At 39.3% G+C, this 19,396-nt stretch carries 14 protein-coding genes; 9 read left to right on the forward strand and 5 right to left on the reverse strand.

Annotation, left to right across the window (positions count from 1 at the left end; all coding sequences use genetic code 11):
• Window positions 1–279 precede the first annotated feature (279 nt).
• The gene (locus tag V7K53_RS07750; protein ID WP_335196971.1) at window positions 280–3,300 is read left to right on the forward strand and encodes a zinc-dependent metalloprotease; all 3,021 of its coding nucleotides are present in this window, start codon (window positions 280–282) and stop codon (window positions 3,298–3,300) included.
• 1,100 nt (window positions 3,301–4,400) lie between these two features.
• On the opposite strand, the gene V7K53_RS07755 is transcribed toward V7K53_RS07750, so the two are convergent.
• Window positions 4,401–5,135, reverse strand: coding sequence for a DUF1995 family protein (locus V7K53_RS07755; RefSeq protein ID WP_335196972.1), 735 nt, complete (start codon window positions 5,133–5,135; stop codon window positions 4,401–4,403).
• A gap of 235 nt (window positions 5,136–5,370) precedes the next feature.
• Here V7K53_RS07755 and V7K53_RS07760 point away from each other — a divergent pair, with 235 nt between their 5' ends.
• From V7K53_RS07760 to V7K53_RS07770, 3 genes are all read left to right on the forward strand, one after another.
• Window positions 5,371–6,183 (forward strand): DUF2382 domain-containing protein, encoded by an 813-nt coding sequence (locus V7K53_RS07760; RefSeq protein ID WP_335196973.1) that lies wholly within the window; start codon window positions 5,371–5,373, stop codon window positions 6,181–6,183.
• A gap of 474 nt (window positions 6,184–6,657) precedes the next feature.
• A complete protein-coding gene (locus tag V7K53_RS07765) occupies window positions 6,658–7,563 on the forward strand; it encodes a DUF2382 domain-containing protein (protein WP_335196974.1) in 906 nt (301 codons plus the stop codon).
• 375 nt (window positions 7,564–7,938) lie between these two features.
• Window positions 7,939–8,814 carry a DUF2382 domain-containing protein gene (locus V7K53_RS07770; RefSeq protein ID WP_335196975.1) on the forward strand — a complete coding sequence of 292 codons (876 nt, stop codon included), beginning with the start codon at window positions 7,939–7,941 and terminating at the stop codon, window positions 8,812–8,814.
• Window positions 8,815–8,933: 119 nt separating this feature from the next.
• Here V7K53_RS07770 and V7K53_RS07775 read toward each other — a convergent pair whose 3' ends face one another.
• Both V7K53_RS07775 and V7K53_RS07780 read right to left on the reverse strand, forming a co-directional pair.
• A complete protein-coding gene (locus V7K53_RS07775; RefSeq protein WP_335196976.1) occupies window positions 8,934–9,161 on the reverse strand; it encodes a hypothetical protein in 228 nt (75 codons plus the stop codon).
• Between the two features lie 32 nt (window positions 9,162–9,193).
• The gene (locus tag V7K53_RS07780; RefSeq protein ID WP_335196977.1) at window positions 9,194–9,475 is read right to left on the reverse strand and encodes a hypothetical protein; all 282 of its coding nucleotides are present in this window, start codon (window positions 9,473–9,475) and stop codon (window positions 9,194–9,196) included.
• A 322-nt stretch (window positions 9,476–9,797) separates the two neighbouring features.
• Between V7K53_RS07780 and V7K53_RS07785 the strand changes: the two genes are divergently transcribed.
• Window positions 9,798–10,712, forward strand: a complete 915-nt coding sequence (locus V7K53_RS07785) for an ion channel (protein ID WP_335188318.1) — start codon at window positions 9,798–9,800, stop codon at window positions 10,710–10,712.
• A gap of 20 nt (window positions 10,713–10,732) precedes the next feature.
• Here V7K53_RS07785 and V7K53_RS07790 read toward each other — a convergent pair whose 3' ends face one another.
• Window positions 10,733–10,927 (reverse strand): hypothetical protein, encoded by a 195-nt coding sequence (locus tag V7K53_RS07790; RefSeq protein WP_335196978.1) that lies wholly within the window; start codon window positions 10,925–10,927, stop codon window positions 10,733–10,735.
• A 245-nt stretch (window positions 10,928–11,172) separates the two neighbouring features.
• Here V7K53_RS07790 and V7K53_RS07795 point away from each other — a divergent pair, with 245 nt between their 5' ends.
• Window positions 11,173–12,888 carry an alpha/beta hydrolase gene (locus V7K53_RS07795; protein WP_335196979.1) on the forward strand — a complete coding sequence of 572 codons (1,716 nt, stop codon included), beginning with the start codon at window positions 11,173–11,175 and terminating at the stop codon, window positions 12,886–12,888.
• Window positions 12,889–13,111: 223 nt separating this feature from the next.
• On the opposite strand, the gene V7K53_RS07800 is transcribed toward V7K53_RS07795, so the two are convergent.
• Complete coding sequence (locus V7K53_RS07800; protein WP_335196980.1) at window positions 13,112–14,443, reverse strand: HlyD family efflux transporter periplasmic adaptor subunit; 1,332 nt, start codon at window positions 14,441–14,443, stop codon at window positions 13,112–13,114.
• Window positions 14,444–15,615: 1,172 nt separating this feature from the next.
• On the opposite strand from V7K53_RS07800, the gene V7K53_RS07805 reads away from it, so the two are divergent.
• From V7K53_RS07805 to V7K53_RS07815, 3 genes are all read left to right on the forward strand, one after another.
• Window positions 15,616–15,804 (forward strand): hypothetical protein, encoded by a 189-nt coding sequence (locus V7K53_RS07805; protein ID WP_335196981.1) that lies wholly within the window; start codon window positions 15,616–15,618, stop codon window positions 15,802–15,804.
• Between the two features lie 581 nt (window positions 15,805–16,385).
• Window positions 16,386–18,530 carry a peptidase domain-containing ABC transporter gene (locus tag V7K53_RS07810; RefSeq protein ID WP_335196982.1) on the forward strand — a complete coding sequence of 715 codons (2,145 nt, stop codon included), beginning with the start codon at window positions 16,386–16,388 and terminating at the stop codon, window positions 18,528–18,530.
• 235 nt (window positions 18,531–18,765) lie between these two features.
• Window positions 18,766–18,996, forward strand: a complete 231-nt coding sequence (locus V7K53_RS07815) for a hypothetical protein (RefSeq protein ID WP_335196984.1) — start codon at window positions 18,766–18,768, stop codon at window positions 18,994–18,996.
• Window positions 18,997–19,396 lie beyond the last annotated feature (400 nt).

Here is a 19,396-nt window from a genome sequence, read left to right on the forward strand (position 1 = left end):
AGCTCAACTAATTCTATGATTTAGCTAATTTGTGATACTTTTTATCCAAGAAATTTCCTAGTCTGATGTAAAAATCATACTTACTGTTTGTGGAAGATGCAATTGTTAGAAAAAATCCTACACTAAAACAGCACAACAAAGCTGAAAAATGGCAATTAAAATTTAAGTCGAAAGTTTTTTGCCTAATATAAAGCAGCTAAGATAATCGCCAGAGGGCAGGCTATATAGCTTTGCAAAAGTTAAAAATTAACGAGAGATAGTTATCAGGTAATGAATGCGATGAACAGATTAACCTTTTATATGATTTTGTTACATAGTTTATTTTTAGGGATAGCAACAGCTAGTGCTAAGTCACCGTTTCTTAACAATGTTGATACAGCCAAGCATATTGTTGGAGAAGATGTGGTTACAGTCAGAAGTGGAAAGAAATCCAATAGTCAGTTATCGACAGAAACTTCTTCAACGAAAATCTCAGCCTTATCATCAAATAATATTAATATTCCTCAGAAACAGAGGCTACCGTCAAATCAAGTTTGGGTAGTTAATCAAAATAAACACGCACAGCCTCAACCGTTTATTTGGATAGTAAAAAACCTGAAACAAGCAGGTCAGCAACCATTTTTACAAATTGCAAACCCCTCAGAGAAAGCAAATACAAAGCCTAGTACTACCGCGAAACCAGCAGTAAAGGATGATTTAGAGCCATTTAACGAAGTAATTAAAAACACCCAAAAATCTGGGGGATTGTTCACCCTTTATCGTAATAAAGAAAAGAATAAGATTTATCTAGAAATTAAGCCAGAACAACTTAATAAAAATTACCTAGCTACGGCAACCCTGGAATCGGGTATTGGCGAACGGGGTATTTACAGTGGTATGCCTCTGCAAGATTTTTTATTTTATTTCCAACGGGTGGATGATAAATTACACTTTGTCATCCGCAATGTGAATTTTCGCACTCGTGAGGGAGATCCCCAGGTGCGATCGCTGACGCGATCGTTTAGTGATTCTGTTCTCTACACCATTCCCATTAAAAGCATTCATCCAGAACGCAAAACTATTCTCATTGACTTGCAAGATTTGTTACTCACAGACTTAGCTGGATTATCTGTAGGTTTAGGAGTACCAAAAAGCACAAGCCAGTCCTATTTTGGTACTGCTAAAGCCTTTCCCCAAAACTTAGAAGTCGAGTCAATTTTGAATTACTCTAGTAGCGTTGACGGCGACAATGAAATTGCAGGCTTTGGGTCGCTAGCTGACAACCGCGGTTTTACCCTGCGCGTCCACTACAGTTTCTCCCAACTACCCGATCTAGATTATCGACCGCGCCTTGCTGACGATCGCATTGGCTATTTCATCACCGCCTACCAAGATTTATCCAAAGACGACGATCGCGGCGATTCTTTTGTCCGCTACATAAATCGCTGGCATTTAGAAAAACAAGACCCGAAAGCAGTCATTTCTCACCCCAAAAAACCGATTGTTTTCTGGATTGATAACGCTGTGCCCTTAGAGTACCGCGATGCGATGAAAGAAGGCGTTCTCATGTGGAACAAAGCCTTTCTCAAAGCCGGATTCAAGGATGCAATTGAAGTCCGCCAAATGCCAGATGATGCTACCTGGGACCCGGCAGATATTCGTTACAACACGATTCGCTGGATTAACACAGTCGATGGCTACTTTGCGATGGGGCCATCTCGCGTTAATCCATTGACAGGGGAAATTTTAGATGCAGATATTCTCGTAGATGCTAGCTTTATCCGGGCACTCAAGGGTGAATATCGCAAAATCGTCCAACCCAGCCAAACAGAAAGTCGCACGACTTTATCAGCTTTAATGCAAAATCGTCTACTTTGCGCTAATGGTTTAGATGGGAAAAACAATAGTGTACCCCAGAAGATGCAAGGACAAGAGGGGTTGTTGAATCGTTTATCAAAAATGGCAGGCGAGTACGATTTATGCTACGGCATGGAAGCTGCTAACCAGTTTGCCTTTGGTTCGCTGGCGATGTCATTGCTACCTGATACTATTGCTACTCCAGACAAGGTAAAAGAATATATTAATCAATATTTACGTTTAATCATCGCTCACGAAGTTGGACATACTCTTGGTTTACGTCATAACTTCCGTGGTAGTACACTGCTACCACCACAGGATATGAATAATACAGAAGTTACCAAAAATAAAGGTCTGACAACTTCTGTGATGGACTATATTCCCCCAAATATCGCCCCTCAAGGTACAAAACAAGGAGATTATTTTCCGAGTATGGTGGGGCCTTATGATGAATGGGCAATTAAGTACGGCTACACAACAATTCAAACATCAACTCCTCTAGCAGAAAAGCCAATTTTGGAGGAAATTGCTGCACAATCTTACAAGCCAGAGTTGAGTTATTCCACAGATGAAGATGTGTATGACCTTGACCCCACAGCTGATGCTTGGGATAACAGCAGTAATGTGCTGCTTTATTCTCAGTGGCAATTGAATAATTCGCGGGTGATGTGGGAACGTCTGGATAAGCGTTTCCCTATGGCTGGTGATAGTTACAGCGATGTGAGCGAACGTTTTAGCACAGTATTGGGTAACTATTTCCAGCAAATATATTACACCACAAAATATATCGGGGGACAATCTTTCTATCGCATTCACCCCAGCGAGATACCTGCCGAGAAAGTCTCTGGAGTTCCCCAACACCGTTTACCATTTGAACCAGTACCAGTTGAAGAACAACGCCAAGCTTTAGAAACGCTACAAAAATATGTATTTGCAGAAGATGCCCTGAGTTTTTCACCAGATTTACTCAATAAATTAGCACCTTCCCGTTGGCGACATTGGGGTAGTTCTCCGCAAGTTGGTCGTTTGGATTTTCCCATTCATGATTTGGTGCTAATGATGCAGGGTTCTGTATTGAGAGATTTACTCTCAGGCGATCGCCTCTCTCGTCTCAAGGATATTGAACTTAAAACTCCCGAAGGAAAAGCACTCACTCTACCAGAACTATTTGACACTTTGCAGTCAGATATTTGGACGGAAGTCATCAAACCAAAAGGTAAACCGATGAAGATTGCTAGTTTGCGGCGAGGCTTGCAGCGTCAGTATTTGGACATTTTGACTAGTATGGTATTGCGAAAAGAAAATGTTCCAGAAGATGCTCGTACTTTAGCTTGGTATAAACTCAAACAGCTTGATGAAAAACTTAAGGGGGTTAGTTCCGAAGATGAATATACCAAAGCGCACTTATTAGAAACGCGCGATCGCATCGAGAAAGTTTTAAATGCCCCATTGCAAACAAATTAAAAAAGATAGAAGTGAGGAGTTAATAGTAAAATTCCTCACTTCTCTTCTTTTACCCTCATTTTGGCAAAATATATTGATTGTGGGATAAAGGCTTTTTACTTAAGTCTTATTGAATTTACAATGGAGGTGGCTACATTTTTGAATTTCGATAATTTAATATATGTAAAACTTTATATTCCCCTGAATAAATACGTTTTTCTATTAAATCTATCATTAATATGTTGAACATTTAGAGTAATATATAACCTAAAAAAGTATTTTATGAATGCCCTTTTTCCGACTTTCCAAATATTTATTTGGAGTATACCTTTTTTATTAGCTCTTGCTTTATTAACTTTACTAAACCTCAATCACTTTTTCGGATTCTGGTTGCTATCGCCTTATGATTATCCCTTCAGTTATGTCATAGCCTTATTTATTTCACTAGTTTCCAGTATAATTTTGCTTTGGATAATTAAAAATAATAATAAAGACTACAATCCGATAATCTTAGCTTTGTTTGTATTTATAGGCTGTATATCAAGATTAAGTGTAAACACACAAATTGAATCAGCTCTTAGTGGTTTATTTTCCATGTGTGTTGGTCTATTTATCTTGGTTACAGGTAATTTAAGAAATACAGTTATTGCTGAACTAATTCTTTGGATAGCAAACACAATAAACCTAATTTTTGCAACTGTGATTTTTTTATACATTTCCTCTTATATTTGTTTTTCTTGGTTGTATGTTCCAAGTTCGTAAACCAATTAGTAAAATCAAAAGATTATTTTATGCAACTCCTGCAATACTTATAATTATATTCATCTCTTTGATAACATTTAAAACTTCTGATTACAATCCGTCCCCTGGGTTAATTATTCCAAATCAATTAAGACACTTTTGGGGAATGCAACAATTTCCTAATAAATATTAGGTTGGGTTGAGCTTAAGCGTTACCCAACAAAGCCTTGATAATGTTGGGTTTCGTTCCTCAACCCAACCTACGCCAGTTTTAGTTTTTAGCCTTAACTGAACCGTATTGCAGCATAATCAATACGATGTATAAAAACTCAAAATGAGGCAGCAGATGAGAATTTTCTTCCTGCTACCTCTGCATTATCCTAACTACTCAATGCTTTTAAGAACCGTTGCAAACTCTTAAACACACTTGGCTTTCTCGCAGGTGTCGCGTCTGTTGTTGTTTGCGGTTGTCCTTTTAAAACAATGAGATCCAAATCATCACCAGATGGTTTTGTGGGTAATTCGGCAATTCTTTGATATTCGCCGGCGGTTTCCAGCCAAACTTCCCATTGTCCTGGGTAGCAGCGATATAGGGCACTTCGATCGTCTATGGGGCGCACGTAATAGGCGGATTCAATGGTACTGATAAAGCGATCGCGGATTTTTCTTGCTGTATAACCAATGCCTACGGTTCCAGAATCTTCTAAACGGGGATTTAACAAGACTAAAGGGCGATCGCCTATTACTTCACACAGCTTTTCCAACTGCGGCACTTCTACCGATGTGGGGGCGATGAATAAGAAAATTTCATCCTCTGGCTGAATTTTTGTCTGCAATGAAGCAGCCCTACCCGTACCAATATCCAAAATTTGAAATGGTGCATCTGCCCAATCACGACGGGCTAGAGCCGCAGCGCCAGCGTCAGCAAAGAAAATCTTCAAACGAGAATCATAATCTGTAAACGCTGGCAGAAATTGTTCCGCCACCGGCATAAACTTCAGTTCTGGGAACAGGAACTCAACTTGTAAGCGAGTACAGCCATCTGCAAGGGCAGCTTGAACGGCTGTACGAGATTGGGCGATCGCATCTTCAAGAGTATTTGGAAGTTCACTCATAATCTGCATGGTTCTGTAGTGTCTACTCCCATTGTTTCAGTATTGGCTCTTAATTAGGACTTACGCAGACGAGATCGCCCAATCCCCTGAAAACGCAGGGCTGTTTCATTGAGTGTTCCTCTAATAATATAAATCCTCAAATATCTCCATTGAACTCAGTCGCCAGCAGGAGGATACTTAGCGCAATATTTTTTACACTAGAAAATAAACCTTATAAACAACTTCGGAACAGCGTATGCCTCTTCATAAACTTGAACATTTTGACCAAAATTATCGAGATACTTTTGGCGGAGACGACCTGAAAGCGTTGGATCTTTATACTGGTGGAGGGGATAGAGTTGGCTCAGTTGCTGACGTTTTAGTTGATGATGATGGTCATTTCCGGTATTTAATTATTGATATAAGTTTAGATTTTGTTAGCAAGAAAATCTTACTACCAATTGGTCTTTCCCGGATCAGTTATCCAGAAAGACGCGTCTATGTTGATGGGTTAAGCAGACAGCAAATAGAAGGTTTACCCGATCATACAGAAGATGCGATCGTTAATAATGATTACGAAGAAAAGGTACGTAGTGTATTTCGTTCTCCAACTAGCGGTGTGATTTCCGATCGCGATACATACAATTACCAAAAAGATCCAGATTTATATGGGTTGAATGAGCAATCTCATCAAACTTTTAAACTCTATGAAGAACGATTAATTGCCAACAAACAACGCATCAAAACTGGAGAAGTAACGGTTGGTAAGCATATTGAAACAGAAACTGTAAGCGTTACAGTACCTATTCAAAAAGAACGAGTTTTAATTGAGCGAGTTACGCCAACAGAAGCAGGAAAGGCTATAAATCCCAATGAACTTCAGTTTCAAGAGGGGGAAGTAGCACGCATAGAAGTCTATGAAGAAACTCCTGAGATACATAAAGAAGCATTTGTGCGTGAAGAAGTTCGGGTGAAGAAAGTAGTAGAACAAGACACTGTGGAAGCACAAGACACTATTCGTCGAGAAGAATTAGATGTTGATGCTGCGGGAAATTTACATGTGCAATAATCTGATTTTACTGCATATGAAGCTATTTAATTAGCTTGTTTATTAATTTGTTTGATAGATTTATCTAAAAATAATTATGCAGGCAAAGTCAATTTTTATCTTTGCCTGTGTTTTTTATTCAATAACAAGATTATCGACTTTTGAGAAAGTCGATAAATAATATTAACATTCAAAAAAATTAAATTTTTAGAACCCACGTACAGATTGAAAGATACAAGATACAAAACTTTCCAATGATAATCTTAAATGTATATCAAGTTAACCCCGTGTACTAAAGCTAGACATATCTTTACAAAAGTTAAGTGAGACGATCGCAATTTCATGTCTCTAGTTAGTCATATCAAGCAAAAATCTCTATAACTTTCGATTATTGAACCCTGGAAATAATTCATTCGACAGAAGGATGTACAAAAATAAATAAATGTCTAGTTTAGTTATTAAGAGATGACAAAAAAATATTTGAGGTTAAACATAATGGTTCTTTACAAATTAGAAGATTTTGAGCCTAGCTATCAAGAGAGTTTTGATGGTCATGACATTAAAGGGCTGGGTGTCTATACACAGGGAACTGATGAAAAAGTTGGTACTGTTAGCGATGTTTTAGTTGATGAAGAAGGTCATTTTCGCTATCTAGTTGTTGACTTAGGATTCTGGATTTTTGGTAAAAAAGTATTACTACCAATTGGCCGCGCCCGTATCGACTATAACGTCGATCGCGTTTACACAATTGGCTTGACTAGAGAGCAAGCTGAAGATTTGCCTGAGTTTGATGAACGTCAAACCCTTGATTACGATTATGAAGAACGGGTGCGTGGAGTATATCGCCAACCCACAGACTACAACCTTCCTGTAGAAGCTGCAACACCATTAGACCCTTTAGCAGGATTAGATCCTTTAGGAGCGCCTGTAGCACCATTAGCTACAACTCCTACTTACGCGCGTGATAGCTACACTTACGATAATGAGCCTGCTTTATACGGGTTAAATGAGCAAGATCATCAAACTCTGAGATTGTATGAAGAACGGCTGATTGCCAGCAAACGACGCCAAAAAACTGGAGAAGTAACGATTGGCAAGCATGTTGAAACTGATACCGCACGGATTGCAGTGCCAGTAGAAAGAGAACGAGTCGTGATTGAACGTGTAACTCCAGCAGATGCGGGTACAGCTGTTTCTGGGCGCGAAGCAGACTTCCGTGAAGGCGAAGTTGCTCGCATAGAAATCCATGAAGAAACTCCTGAAATTCGCAAAGAAGCATTTTTGCGTGAAGAAGTCAGAGTTAGAAAAGTGGTCGATCAAGACACAGTTGAAACTCAAGAAACTGTGCGTCGTGAAGAGTTAGATGTGAATTCTGGTAATCTTCCGATTGAAGAACGCTAACTAAAAATAGTCATTAGTTAATCGCTAATGACTAATAATTAATTCTACACAGTACAGGTGAAGCAATTGAATTAGCTTGACCTTGGCTCACAATAGCTGATACCACTTACAATACTTTTCGGATAAACCCAACAATCTCTCTTTTGGTCTGGGGAAAGGTTAAGGGCAAAGGGAAAATTCAAACCCTTACCCTTCCCCTCTTAACCGAAAAGTATTGATATCACTTAGAGTTTTTGATTGCAAATATTACTCTGGATATGAGTTGGATAAATCCATCGACCGCAAATATTTTCTAAATGGTATCCAGATGATTAATACATTTAATTTAGCTAAATAGAAAGCAGTTAGTAAACTTTTCATATGAATAGCCAAACTATGGCAAAAAACACTTTACAGGCAAAGGGTAATTCTCGCACTATCTCCTCGCTGACAGATTTAAGAAAGAAGGTGAACGATTTTGCTGTGTTTGATAACCAAGGTCAGCTAGTAGGAGTAGTTCATGATTTAATTGTGGATGGTAATCGTCGGCTAAACCTCATTATATCTAACCAGGCTAATCAAAAAACTGGTGAATATAGACAGCAGTTAGCCGATAAACATCCTTCTTTATTTCGGTTGCAGAGCCAGAGAATAAAAAAAATAGACAAGCCAACTAAATCTGTTTTCATAGACTTAAACAAATCAGAAATTGAATATATGCCTGAATATTTAGAATCAGAAACACCAGGCGATTTTAACTCAACTGAGCAAGTAGCTAACAATCAAATTACAAATAGCCCAGTTGATCCATTAAATAATTTAGAGCAGGTACATGAAGAACAGATTATTCGTCTACTAGAAGAACGACTATTTGTTGAAAGTAGTAAGCGTAAAGTTGGTGAGGTAATTGTTCGCAAAGTCATCGAAACCCGGATGATACAAGTTCCTGTCCGGCGTGAAAAGCTGATTGTGGAACAAATTAGCCCAGAACACAAACAACTTGCAGAAATTGATTTAGGACAAGGAGAAATTCCTGGGCTTGATTTGACCGAAGTAGAAAGACTTGAAGCTACACATAACAACGGTTTGACGGTAAGCGGCGAATTTAGTTCGCCTAAAATTGCTAATTTATTATTGAATGCGATCGCACTAGAGCGAAATCACGGCTGCAAGCAGGTGCGTGTTACCATTGCTGTTGAAGATGAGTCGCACCAGAAAAAATACCAGGAGTGGTTTGACCGCTGTTCTAAAGGTCAATCACTAAAGCCATAACAATAAGTTTCTCATAAGTTTCTAGCAGATAAATTAGTAGGGTGGGCATTGCACACCCTATTTTTTTGCTGATTTACAGCAGTTTTCATTTATTTGATACCCCATTTGTCCGTGATTCTTTAAAATAAATTTTTAGTACATTTATGAGTTGCTTGGAATCGTAGCCACAGACTGAGAGGTAAGAATAAAATTATCCAACATTTAAAAATTATAATTTTCATATAAGAATTATATCCTTTCTGGCTCATACCTTGAACTTTGTCAAAATCTAAAAAATGACCTAAACCTAAAGCTAGTGGAATTAAAACAACACCAAAAATAAGGGTTTCAGTAATAAATTGACCCATATATGTTTATAAGAAAATAAATACTTGACAATTTATATACTCTCAGGAAATGAACCAAATTTATCTAAAAGCTCAGATATAAGCTGATGATTTGAACAACGCCAAATGACGCTAACATTACTAGATAGATTAAAGCCTGGCTCACCATAACCTGATAATGCCATAGCATCAGGAACTATAGTCTCTTTATAGATACAAGTTAGAACTTTATTGTCAGGTGGCGAAATGGGATTACGTCCACTATCGTGTTGCAATGTTCCAGCAACCCATCCATTGGGGGTTAAATGCCATTCTCTCGATTCTTTACTTGACATATTTTATTTTTGTGTTTGCCGTGTTGATTTTATTACATTTTGGATACAAAAAATGCTAGTAAAAATACTTGTTTAAGCTAAAAAATTCACTCTTGTTGACTGGTTCCCAGCCTCTAGGCAGGGAACCCATTCTGGGAGGCTCCGCCTCCGATCTTCTTGACAAGAGGCAGAGCCTCTTTTAAATACATTCCCAGCCTGGAGGCTGGGAACAAGGCGACACAAGCTTTTGGGCTTTTCTTAGTGCCATTCTGTTTAGAGTGAATGTCTCTAATGCAACTTAATTTACAATACTAAGCAGTTGCCGTTCTTTTGGCTACTTGCAATGAAATTTCGACTGAAGAGACTTTCACTCAAGAAACGACAGCGTTTGATCTCACCGATTAAGATTCAAGTTCAAGATGGAAAATTTGAGATTATAGGTATGGGTGCATGGCATTCCTACTGGCGCGATCCCTATCATCTGCTGTTAACGATTCCCTGGACTGGCTTTCTGTTCCTGATTTGTACTTTCTATGTAAGTATTAATGCTCTATTTGCCCTAGCTTACTTGATAGGAGGAGATTGTATTGCCAACGCCCAACCTGGCTCTTTTTTAGATGTCTTTTTCTTTAGCGTCCAAACCCTAGCTTCTATTGGCTATGGGGCAATGTATCCGAAAACAACTTACGCCAACATTATTGTCACGATTGAAGCAATGATCGGTTTGGTGGGAATTGCTGTAATGACAGGACTTGCGTTTGCTCGGTTCTCTCGACCTACAGCCCGTGTACTCTTTAGCCGTGTTGCTGTCATTACAGCTCATAATGCGATGCCGACTCTGATATTTCGCAGCGCTAATAAGCGTCGCAATACGATTCTGGAGGCGCAGATGCGAGTCTACTTGATGCGCGACGAAGTAACCCTAGAAGGACAGTTCATGCGTCGGTTCCACGATCTCAAACTGGTGAGGAACCAAACACCTAGCTTCACGTTAAGCTGGTCAGTGATGCATGTCATTGATGAGTTTAGTCCTTTATATGGGATGACACCAGAATCGTTAACCCAGACAAATACTATGCTGATTGTCTCTTTGAGTGGCATTGATGAAACGGTTGCCCAGGTTGTTCATGCCCGTCATAGCTATGGTGCTAATGAGATTTTGTGGAACAATCAATTTGTCGATATCTTTCACCACACACCTGATGGACATCGCTACATTGATTACAACCGCTTCCATGATGTTTTACCTTTAGAGTGAAGGAGTGAAATCTCTGAAAGTTAATCGGAAGTCTCATTGAGTGGTGGTTGTAAGGGTTTAACGACCACCCGGCCATTTTCAATTACAGTGCAATTTTTAACCGTGCTCTTACTGTGGTTAACTGGCACATCCTGGCACTGGTTTTGGTGGGAGATATTTTGCTCTTGTTGTTGGTTGAGGACGACAACACAACAGGCGCAGGAAGCAAGGGACATATAACTTAAATTTTGATCTCTATATCTATTATCGCGCTACTGATGCTGTTTGACTGAAAAATTTGCTACTCATGTATTTTGCTCGTTCAAAGCTCCGGTCAAATTTATGGTAAGTACTTGCTTTATTGTACTTGTAGCCTGTTTGATATATCTAAACCAATTCAACAGGAAAGCGGTTATAGATCCCGCCCCGCTTTCCTCCCTGTCCAAAGTTGTTTGTCAGGGTTAGATAGTGGGTTTTTCTGATGAAAAAATTTTTGAGATATCTGGGTTTAGGTTTATTATCTACGTTCTTAACTGCTACTCCCGGATTGGGAGCTGAACGCATTAGCTTTTATTATCCTCCCTTCGGCGAATTTTCCTTATCGGTGGACTCGCTGGAAACCTTTGCTAAAGAAGGCAAAATCGATCAAGATTTGTCATTTTATGCTAGCCGGGCGACTCCTGAACAACTCGCTCAATTGCGGGATCTACTCCAGCAGCGCTTTAGTCTCACTCCTACACTAGTATCTCAAGTTACCTACTCACCGATAGGTGAGCAGTTGGTGCAACAACTGGGAAAACTACTCCTCACTGAGTCTCGAAAGAATGGCTTCTATGCCATACGTGCCTCTTTAATTTTGTCTGCTGCCGATCAAAAAGAGGGGTTAACAGTGGTGAATTTACTGCGGAAATTTCCTAGCGATACTATACGGGTGAATTTCACAGAGGGGTTGAGAATAGTCGATGACTTGTCGCAATTGATTAAAAAAAAGGATGAAGTTTTTGCCTCTCTTCAAAAAGAAGCGATCGCTCAAGCAGCCACTTCCAAAATTGATTTCTCCCAAAAACCAGATTTGCGATCGCCAGGAAAATTCACCTGGCAGAAAAAAAGCCTAGAGTTAAATGACATTTCTCGCTCGCGCCGTCTACCTGTGGATATCTATCTCCCTTCAGCAGGTTCACAAAACACTGGAGAATTATTCTCGCCTCCCTTTCCCCTGATTGTAATTTCTCACGGACTGGCCTCAGATCGCTCTACCTTTGTCTACCTGGCTGAACATCTAGCATCATACGGTTTTGCCGTTGCTGTACTGGAACACCCTGGTAGTAATGCCGAACGCTTTCAACAATATTTTGCGGGTTTGGCAGGGCCACCTGATGCAGCAGAATTTATCAACCGACCTTTGGATATCAAATATCTACTCAATGAACTCCAGCGTCTAGATAAATCCGATCCCACTCTCCAGGGAAAATTCAATTTTCAGCAAGTTGGGGCGATCGGTCAATCCTTTGGTGGTTATACTGTTTTGACTTTAGCAGGAGCCAATATTAACTTTGAGCAACTGAGGCAAGATTGTAATCCCGATAATTCATCTTTTAATTTGTCGCTGTTTTTGCAATGTCAAGCAAACGATTTACCTCCAAAAAATTACGAACTCAAAGACGATCGCATCAAAGCCATCATTGCGATTAATCCCATTGACAGCTCAGTTTTGGGTCAGGGGGGAATCAGTCAAATTAAAACTCCCGTCATGCTGGTAACAGGTAGTCAAGATGTTTTTGCACCACCCGTATTTGAGCAAATTCGTCCCTTTACCTGGCTTTCTGACTCTAATAAGTACTTGGCTTTGATTGAAAACGCCACCCACTTTTCAGCGATCGCCGAACCTACTCCTGAAAACGATGTCTTACCTGTACCACCTGCCTTGCTGGGCCCCGATCGTGCTGCTGTTTATTCCTATCTCAACGCCCTCAGCGTCGCTTTTTTAGAAACCCATCTCCTCAACCGCCCTGAATATCGTTCTTATTTGCAGCCTTCCTACGCTACATTTATCAGTAAACAGCCGCTTAATCTCAGTATTTTACAGTCGTTGTCGGTAGCTCAGTTTAATCAAGTTTGGAGTGGGTCAACTCCCCAGTCTACCAAACTATCAAATCCTCAATCTACTTCTACCCCTTATCAACCTTTGAGGCAATGAAACAGCCCTGTTGCTTTTGCAGGGGGGTTGGAGGGATCAAAAGCCCTCACCCTAAATCCCTCTCCCAAAGGAGAGGGACTTTGAAATGGATTTTAAAACTGGCTCCCCTTCTCCCAAGTGTGGGAGAAGGGGTTGGGGGATGTGGGCTAGTTTTACATTCGTGCCAGAGGTCTAATGCATAAATCCTGAGTGGTTCTCAATGGCGTGGAATACAAGAAAAAGCCTACAAATCTGTTAGCAGCCTTGCTTTCCTCAGAATAAATGTCATTACGGTTTCTTTTTTGGAAATGATATCAGCTGTAACTTCCATCCCTGATTGAATGGGATAGGATTTATCATCCTTTTTTAAATAAGGTCTTTCTGCCTCAATTGTCACCTCATAGTAAGGTGGAATTGGATTGCCGTTAACTTGAGATGTAATAGCGTCGGCGGTTATGGTTCTAACAGCTCCTTTGAGGATGCCGTAATCTGGGTACGGATAGGCAGAAAACCGCATTTGTACTTCCCCTTCTGAACATTTTGTTACTTGTACGACTTTACACACCTTTACTTTGCTAATATCAGAAGCGGCAACACGGGCTTTGATCACCAGAGGTGCTTTACTAGGAGCAATTTGAGCGATCGCATCCCCAGCACGAACAACTTGCCCAGGATTTCTTAATTCTAGTTTCAGGATAGTACCTGCCTCAGAAGCCTGAATTACAGTTTTTTGCAGTTCTGTTGAGAGTTGTTTTAGCTCTTCTTGAGCGCTGCTGATTTGATTTTGAATTTCTACTTGACGCCCAATCAGTTCTTGTTTTTCTTTGTTCAATGCCGCAAGCATAGACTCACCCTTTGCCCGTTCTTGAGCAATGCGTTCTTGGGCGATCTGCACATTTGCGCGAGTGGGATTGAGTCCAGTTTTGATCCGTTCTAATCTGGCAAGTACAGCCTTAAAAGCTTGTTCTTTTTCCTTAATCTGTAAAGCTGCGATCGCTCCAGTCTCTGCTAGCTGCTGATATCGCTTCAATTCCTCCTTCGCTAACTCCACAGAGGCTTCTACTTCTTCCACTTCTGCCTTACTGGTAATTCGCTTGTCTCCATAATCCCGTTGATTACGACTAAGATCGGCTTGCGCGGAGATAATCGCCTGTCCCATCGAATTGGATTCAGCTGTGATTTGAGTCTGTAGCGCTCTTAGTTGTGCATCGATTTGGGTTCTTTGTAAATGATTCTGCCGAATATTGCCGGCAATTTGGCTTTTTTTACTTTGTAATTGGGCGTCGTAGAGCAGTGCAATCTCATCTCCTCTTTTGACAACTTGATTTTCTTTCACCCTAATGCTTCTAACTGTTCCCTCCACTGCTGCTTGCACTAACCGTATTTCCCCCGTTGGACGGACAGTACCAGCTGCTCTCACTACTATGTTGTATTGAATGACACTTGCAAGCCCGAAGGCAGCGCCAACACTTCCAATTAAAAATATCCCTCCCAGCCATGTCCAACTGCTAATCGGAGGAAGATATTCGTCGCTTTCAACTGGGCGGAGAAAGTCCGGTTGGGGGTCAATAAGCATATACGTTAAAAAATATTTTGGTTGTGCAAACAATCAAGGAAAAAACCAGCTAGTGCAAGAGGGTAATCGTTATGAACTTCGTACACTACCAAGTATGAAAATGCGGAGCGACATTACATCTATATATATAGATATTTATTGAACGAGCATTTTCAAGTTAGGAGCCTCCTTTCTCACTCTGAGAGGTTGTTTGAAAAGTATTATTGCTAAGATTTAAGCCTCAGATATCTAACGTCCCTAGCCCCCTTTTTTAGAAGAAAAAGGGGGATTTCAAAGCCTCTCCACCTTTGGGGAGAGGTTTGGAAAGGGTTTTATAGTATACTTTGCGACTTTTCAAACATCCTCTGAAAGCTTAGTCTTCTTAGCCTCTTCCCTTGGGAGAAGATAAGCTGCTTGTCTTAGAGGTTTCTCCATCAGCAATAGCTAAAAAGCGATCTATAGCCTAAGTCTATATAACAATTAGTGCCTTTTAGTAAAAAGACCAAATCTTTATAATTTTCTTCTAAAATTTTACCTTTTCTTTATTTACTTGCAAAAATTTCTATAATAGGGAGAAAACTTTTCTTTTCTATTCTAATTAATAAGTAGTTAAGCTAGTTTAAAAGCGTTGTTATCACAATCTTTTATGCTATTTTCAATAGTCTCTGTATAAGTAAAATACAAAATACAAAATACTTACGTTATAATACGTAGACTTAAACATTATGTAAAATTTTTGGACTTCTCCAAATTTGCTTTTTCATGACTTTGTATAACAAAATACTATTTAACTGATTTGATACTCTTTCTTTAAGGTTTTGTGCCTCAATAACAGTATTAATACGTTAACGATCTTGTCTATTTTAGTCTTAAATTAGACATTATTGTTCAGAAAATCTTTATACGCATATATATTTTTGCCATACAATTAAATCCAGAATATTTATCTATTTAAAGAGAATAAAATTCATGGTTTTTTCAGAAAACAGTGAAAATAGTATAAATATTAGCCAAGTAGTATGTTTGTTAAGAGCTTGTAATATATATATCTTAAGGAAATAGTTGTTTTATTACACTAGTTTCACCCATATAATTTCCTTAACAACACAAAAACATTCATAAATGCGCTGTTTGCATTGATGAATTTAGTGTGATGTTATCTAAATCCCAACAATTAAGTGAGAACTAAAACTATGGAAAGCACTTTGTTTACCGCATTAAGCACCAACGAAGAAGCCAATCTGTCTGGTGGTGGTTACTTCTATAACTCCGGTATAATAAACCGCGATGGTATAGTAGTAACTCAATATGCTAACGCAGAAGCAAAAGGTTATTACCCATATGCATCTGCTAGCAACAAGAGCGTCATTATTGTCAAGTAATAGAGCAATAGTTAATTTGTATGAAGTTCAGTAGAAGGGAAATAATAAACGTAAAGACACGATTAACGTGTCTCTACTCAGGATAAAAGTTCACGTTTCAAGTAATTTACACTGTTGACGCAGGTTAAATTAATTTTACGTGCGGCTTAATTGCTAATCGACTTAATCCTAGTAGCCATTAGCTGTTTCTCTATGGCAGTCATCGTAACATACGTTTATTCCTACCTATCTACTTTTCTTTAAAAAAGTTAACAAAGTGTTATTGATAATTGCTAGTGGTAATTATCAATAACACTTTACATAGATTTTTCGCTCACAATATCCATAACCTTTGATCAATCATAAAGACAGGTAAGGATAGTAAAAATTAATACAGTTTGTATCAGCTTTTATTTAACAAAGTGAATTCAAAACAACTAACATAAGTTGCTGGTTACAGCCCTCTGATCATCAAAATACGATATTCTGTCTAAGTATTAAAACCATAGTGTGACTAAACTATGAGCTAAATTTTTAACCATGCAGGGATAAGACCCTGCTATTTTTTTGGTTTTGTCACGATATAAATACTGGAGTGCGAAATGAAATACCAAGTTGTTACACAACATAGTGAAGAAGATTGTGGAGCGGCTTGTCTTGCTTCCATTGCCAAACATTATCAGCGCAACTTTACAATAAATCACATCCGGGAAGCGGTAGGCACTGGTCAATTAGGAACAACATTGTTAGGACTGAGGCGGGGAGCCGAAGCACTTGGTTTCAATGCGCGCTCGGTCAGAGCATCAAATGAAATATTAGACAAGATGAACCAAGCGCCACTGCCAGCAATCATTCACTGGAGAGGCTACCACTGGGTTGTTTTGTATGGCCAAAAAGGCAAGAAATATATAGTTGCCGACCCAGCAGCTAACATCCGTTATGTCTCTAAAAAAGAGTTAACGGAGGCTTGGTCAGATAAGGTGATGCTCTTACTGGAGCCAGATTCGGTTCGCTTTTATGCTCAACCCGATGATAAAATTGACGGATTTGGGCGCTTTGTGCGGCGTGTATTGCCTTATGGAAACATACTATTCGAGGCTTTTCTCTGCGCTTTAATTATTGGTCTACTTTCATTAGCTTCTCCCATCTTGCTCCAAATTCTGACGGATGATGTACTAGTTCGGGGTGACACTCAGCTTCTTGCTGCTGTAATTATTGCTGTTGTGGTGATGAATCTTGTGTCAAGTAGTTTAAAACTAGTTCAATATAACCTGATTGCCCATTTTGCCCAACGGCTTGAGTTAGGATTAATTTTAGAATTTGCTAGGACAATCTTGCGGTTGCCTTTGACTTACTATGAATCGCGTCGTAGTGGCGAGATTGTGAGCAGATTGCAAGATATTCAACAAATTAATCAATTAATTTCTCAAGCAATTATTAGTTTACCAAGTCAATTATTGATTGCAGCAGTTTCTTTAAGTTTCATGCTGTTCTATAGCTGGAAACTTACCTTAGTTGGTATAATTATTGCGATTATAATGAGTTTGTCTACGATTGTTTTTCTGCCTACACTTCAACAAAAAATTAGAAGTGTCTTAGTCTTAGATGCAGAAAACCAAGGTGTTCTCGTTGAAAGCTTTAAAGGCGCTCTGACACTCAAAACTACTACCGCTGCTCCCCAGTTTTGGGAAGAATTTCAGAACCGATTTGGTCGTTTAGCAAATCAAACATTTCGCACAGTTCAGATTGGAATTATTAACGGTATCTTCTCTAGTTTAGTTTCTAGTATTGGCAGTATTAGTCTGATTGGTTTCGGCAGCATTCTGGTTATTAACAAGGAACTCAGCATCGGTCAACTGCTGGCATTTAACGGAATGAATGGTAATTTTTTATCATTCATTAGTACTGCGCTCAACTTTATAGATGAATTCACTCGTGCCAAAACTGCCACGCAGCGCTTAACAGAAGTTATCGATTCCACACCGGAAAATCAAGGCGATACTAAAAAACCTTTTACGAAGATTCCTAGCAAGGCTGATATTATTTGCACAAATCTCAACTTTCACTATCCTGGGAGGCTAGAGTTACTGCAAGATTTCTGCCTAACTATTCCTGGCGGTAAAGTTATTGCTCTAATTGGTACATCTGGCTGTGGTAAAAGTTCCCTTGCTAAACTGATTGCCGGATTATATACACCTAATTCTGGTAATATTCGCATTGGTATTTATAACCTGCAAGATTTAGCCCTTGATTGTTTGCGACAACAAGTAGTCCTGGTTCCGCAAGATGCTCATTTTTGGAGTCGCTCTATTATTGATAATTTTCGCTTAGGTTCTCCTCACGTCACCTTTGAGCAAATTGTTGCTGCTTGCCAAATTGCTGAGGCGGACGATTTTATTAGTAAACTACCTGAAAAATATCAAACTGTATTAGGTGAATTTGGCTCAAATATTTCTGGTGGACAACGGCAAAGATTGGCTATAGCAAGAGCTATCATCAACGATCCACCAGTCCTAATTTTGGATGAATCAACAGCTGGACTAGATCCTGTGAGTGAAGTTAAAGTTTTGAATCAGTTATTATTGCATCGCCAAGGCAAAACTACAATTTTGATTAGCCACCGTCCGAGAGTAATTGCCCGTGCTGATTGGATTGTGCTATTAAATCAAGGCAAATTACAAATTCAGGGAACTGTGGAAGATTTGCGTGCCCAACCAGGAAACCATTTAGACTTCTTAACCCCTTAATTAAGCTGATGGGCTGGGCTTTTTAGCATTTTTCAGGTATTTAGACCACAACTTAGACTGGGAATAGAGAGTAGTGTCAATACTGGCTAGGTTTTGCCTCAAAAATAGAAATGTGTAGCGACTGTTTTAAAAGTCAAGCGTAGGCGTAGCCCGCACTTATCTACGAGACGCTCCGCGTAGCTTGCTTCCCCGGAGGGGTACGACAAGCTACTTCGGCTGCGCTCAGTACAAGTCAGTGACCATCGTAGACATCACTTTGTTTGTGGAGATTTATGAAAGCGATTCCTACGGTGGGCTACGCCTATGCACCTGTGTACTCGATCGCGGTGCGACAAAGTTTGAAGTACTCCAACACGACTTCGGAGTACTTCAACACAACTTTGGAGTACCTCAACACGACTTTCAAGTACTTCAACATGACTTCGAGGTATCTGTTTTACAAATATTTTTAACCGAGCAGTATTGATATTTATCCTTATTTAACCGTGAGATAATAATGACTAGTTACGTAAATGTACGTAGTGCGATTTTTGGCGGAATCATCAATTAGGAATCATATTGACTTACACTTCAGATCCCCGACTTCTCTAATAAATCGGGGATCTTATTGTTCGCGAATGATTAAAGTTTGCTATGAACGAGGCAAGTCTCAAGTATTACTTAGATGAACTCAAAGCTAAACCTAAATAAATTACTATTTATTCTAAAGTTTTGGCAGATAATTTTAGACAACGCTCTAGCCATTTTTGGTTATTTTCAATAAATAAAAGGCATTAACCTTTCTTTTCAAGAAAACAGTAAATATACTGTTGCAATTATATGAGTTAGTTGAGACTTCCAACTATTGCAACCATCAGCAAAAATGC

The organism is Nostoc sp. (assembly GCF_036917355.1).
Classification (GTDB): Bacteria; Cyanobacteriota; Cyanobacteriia; order Cyanobacteriales; family Nostocaceae; genus Nostoc.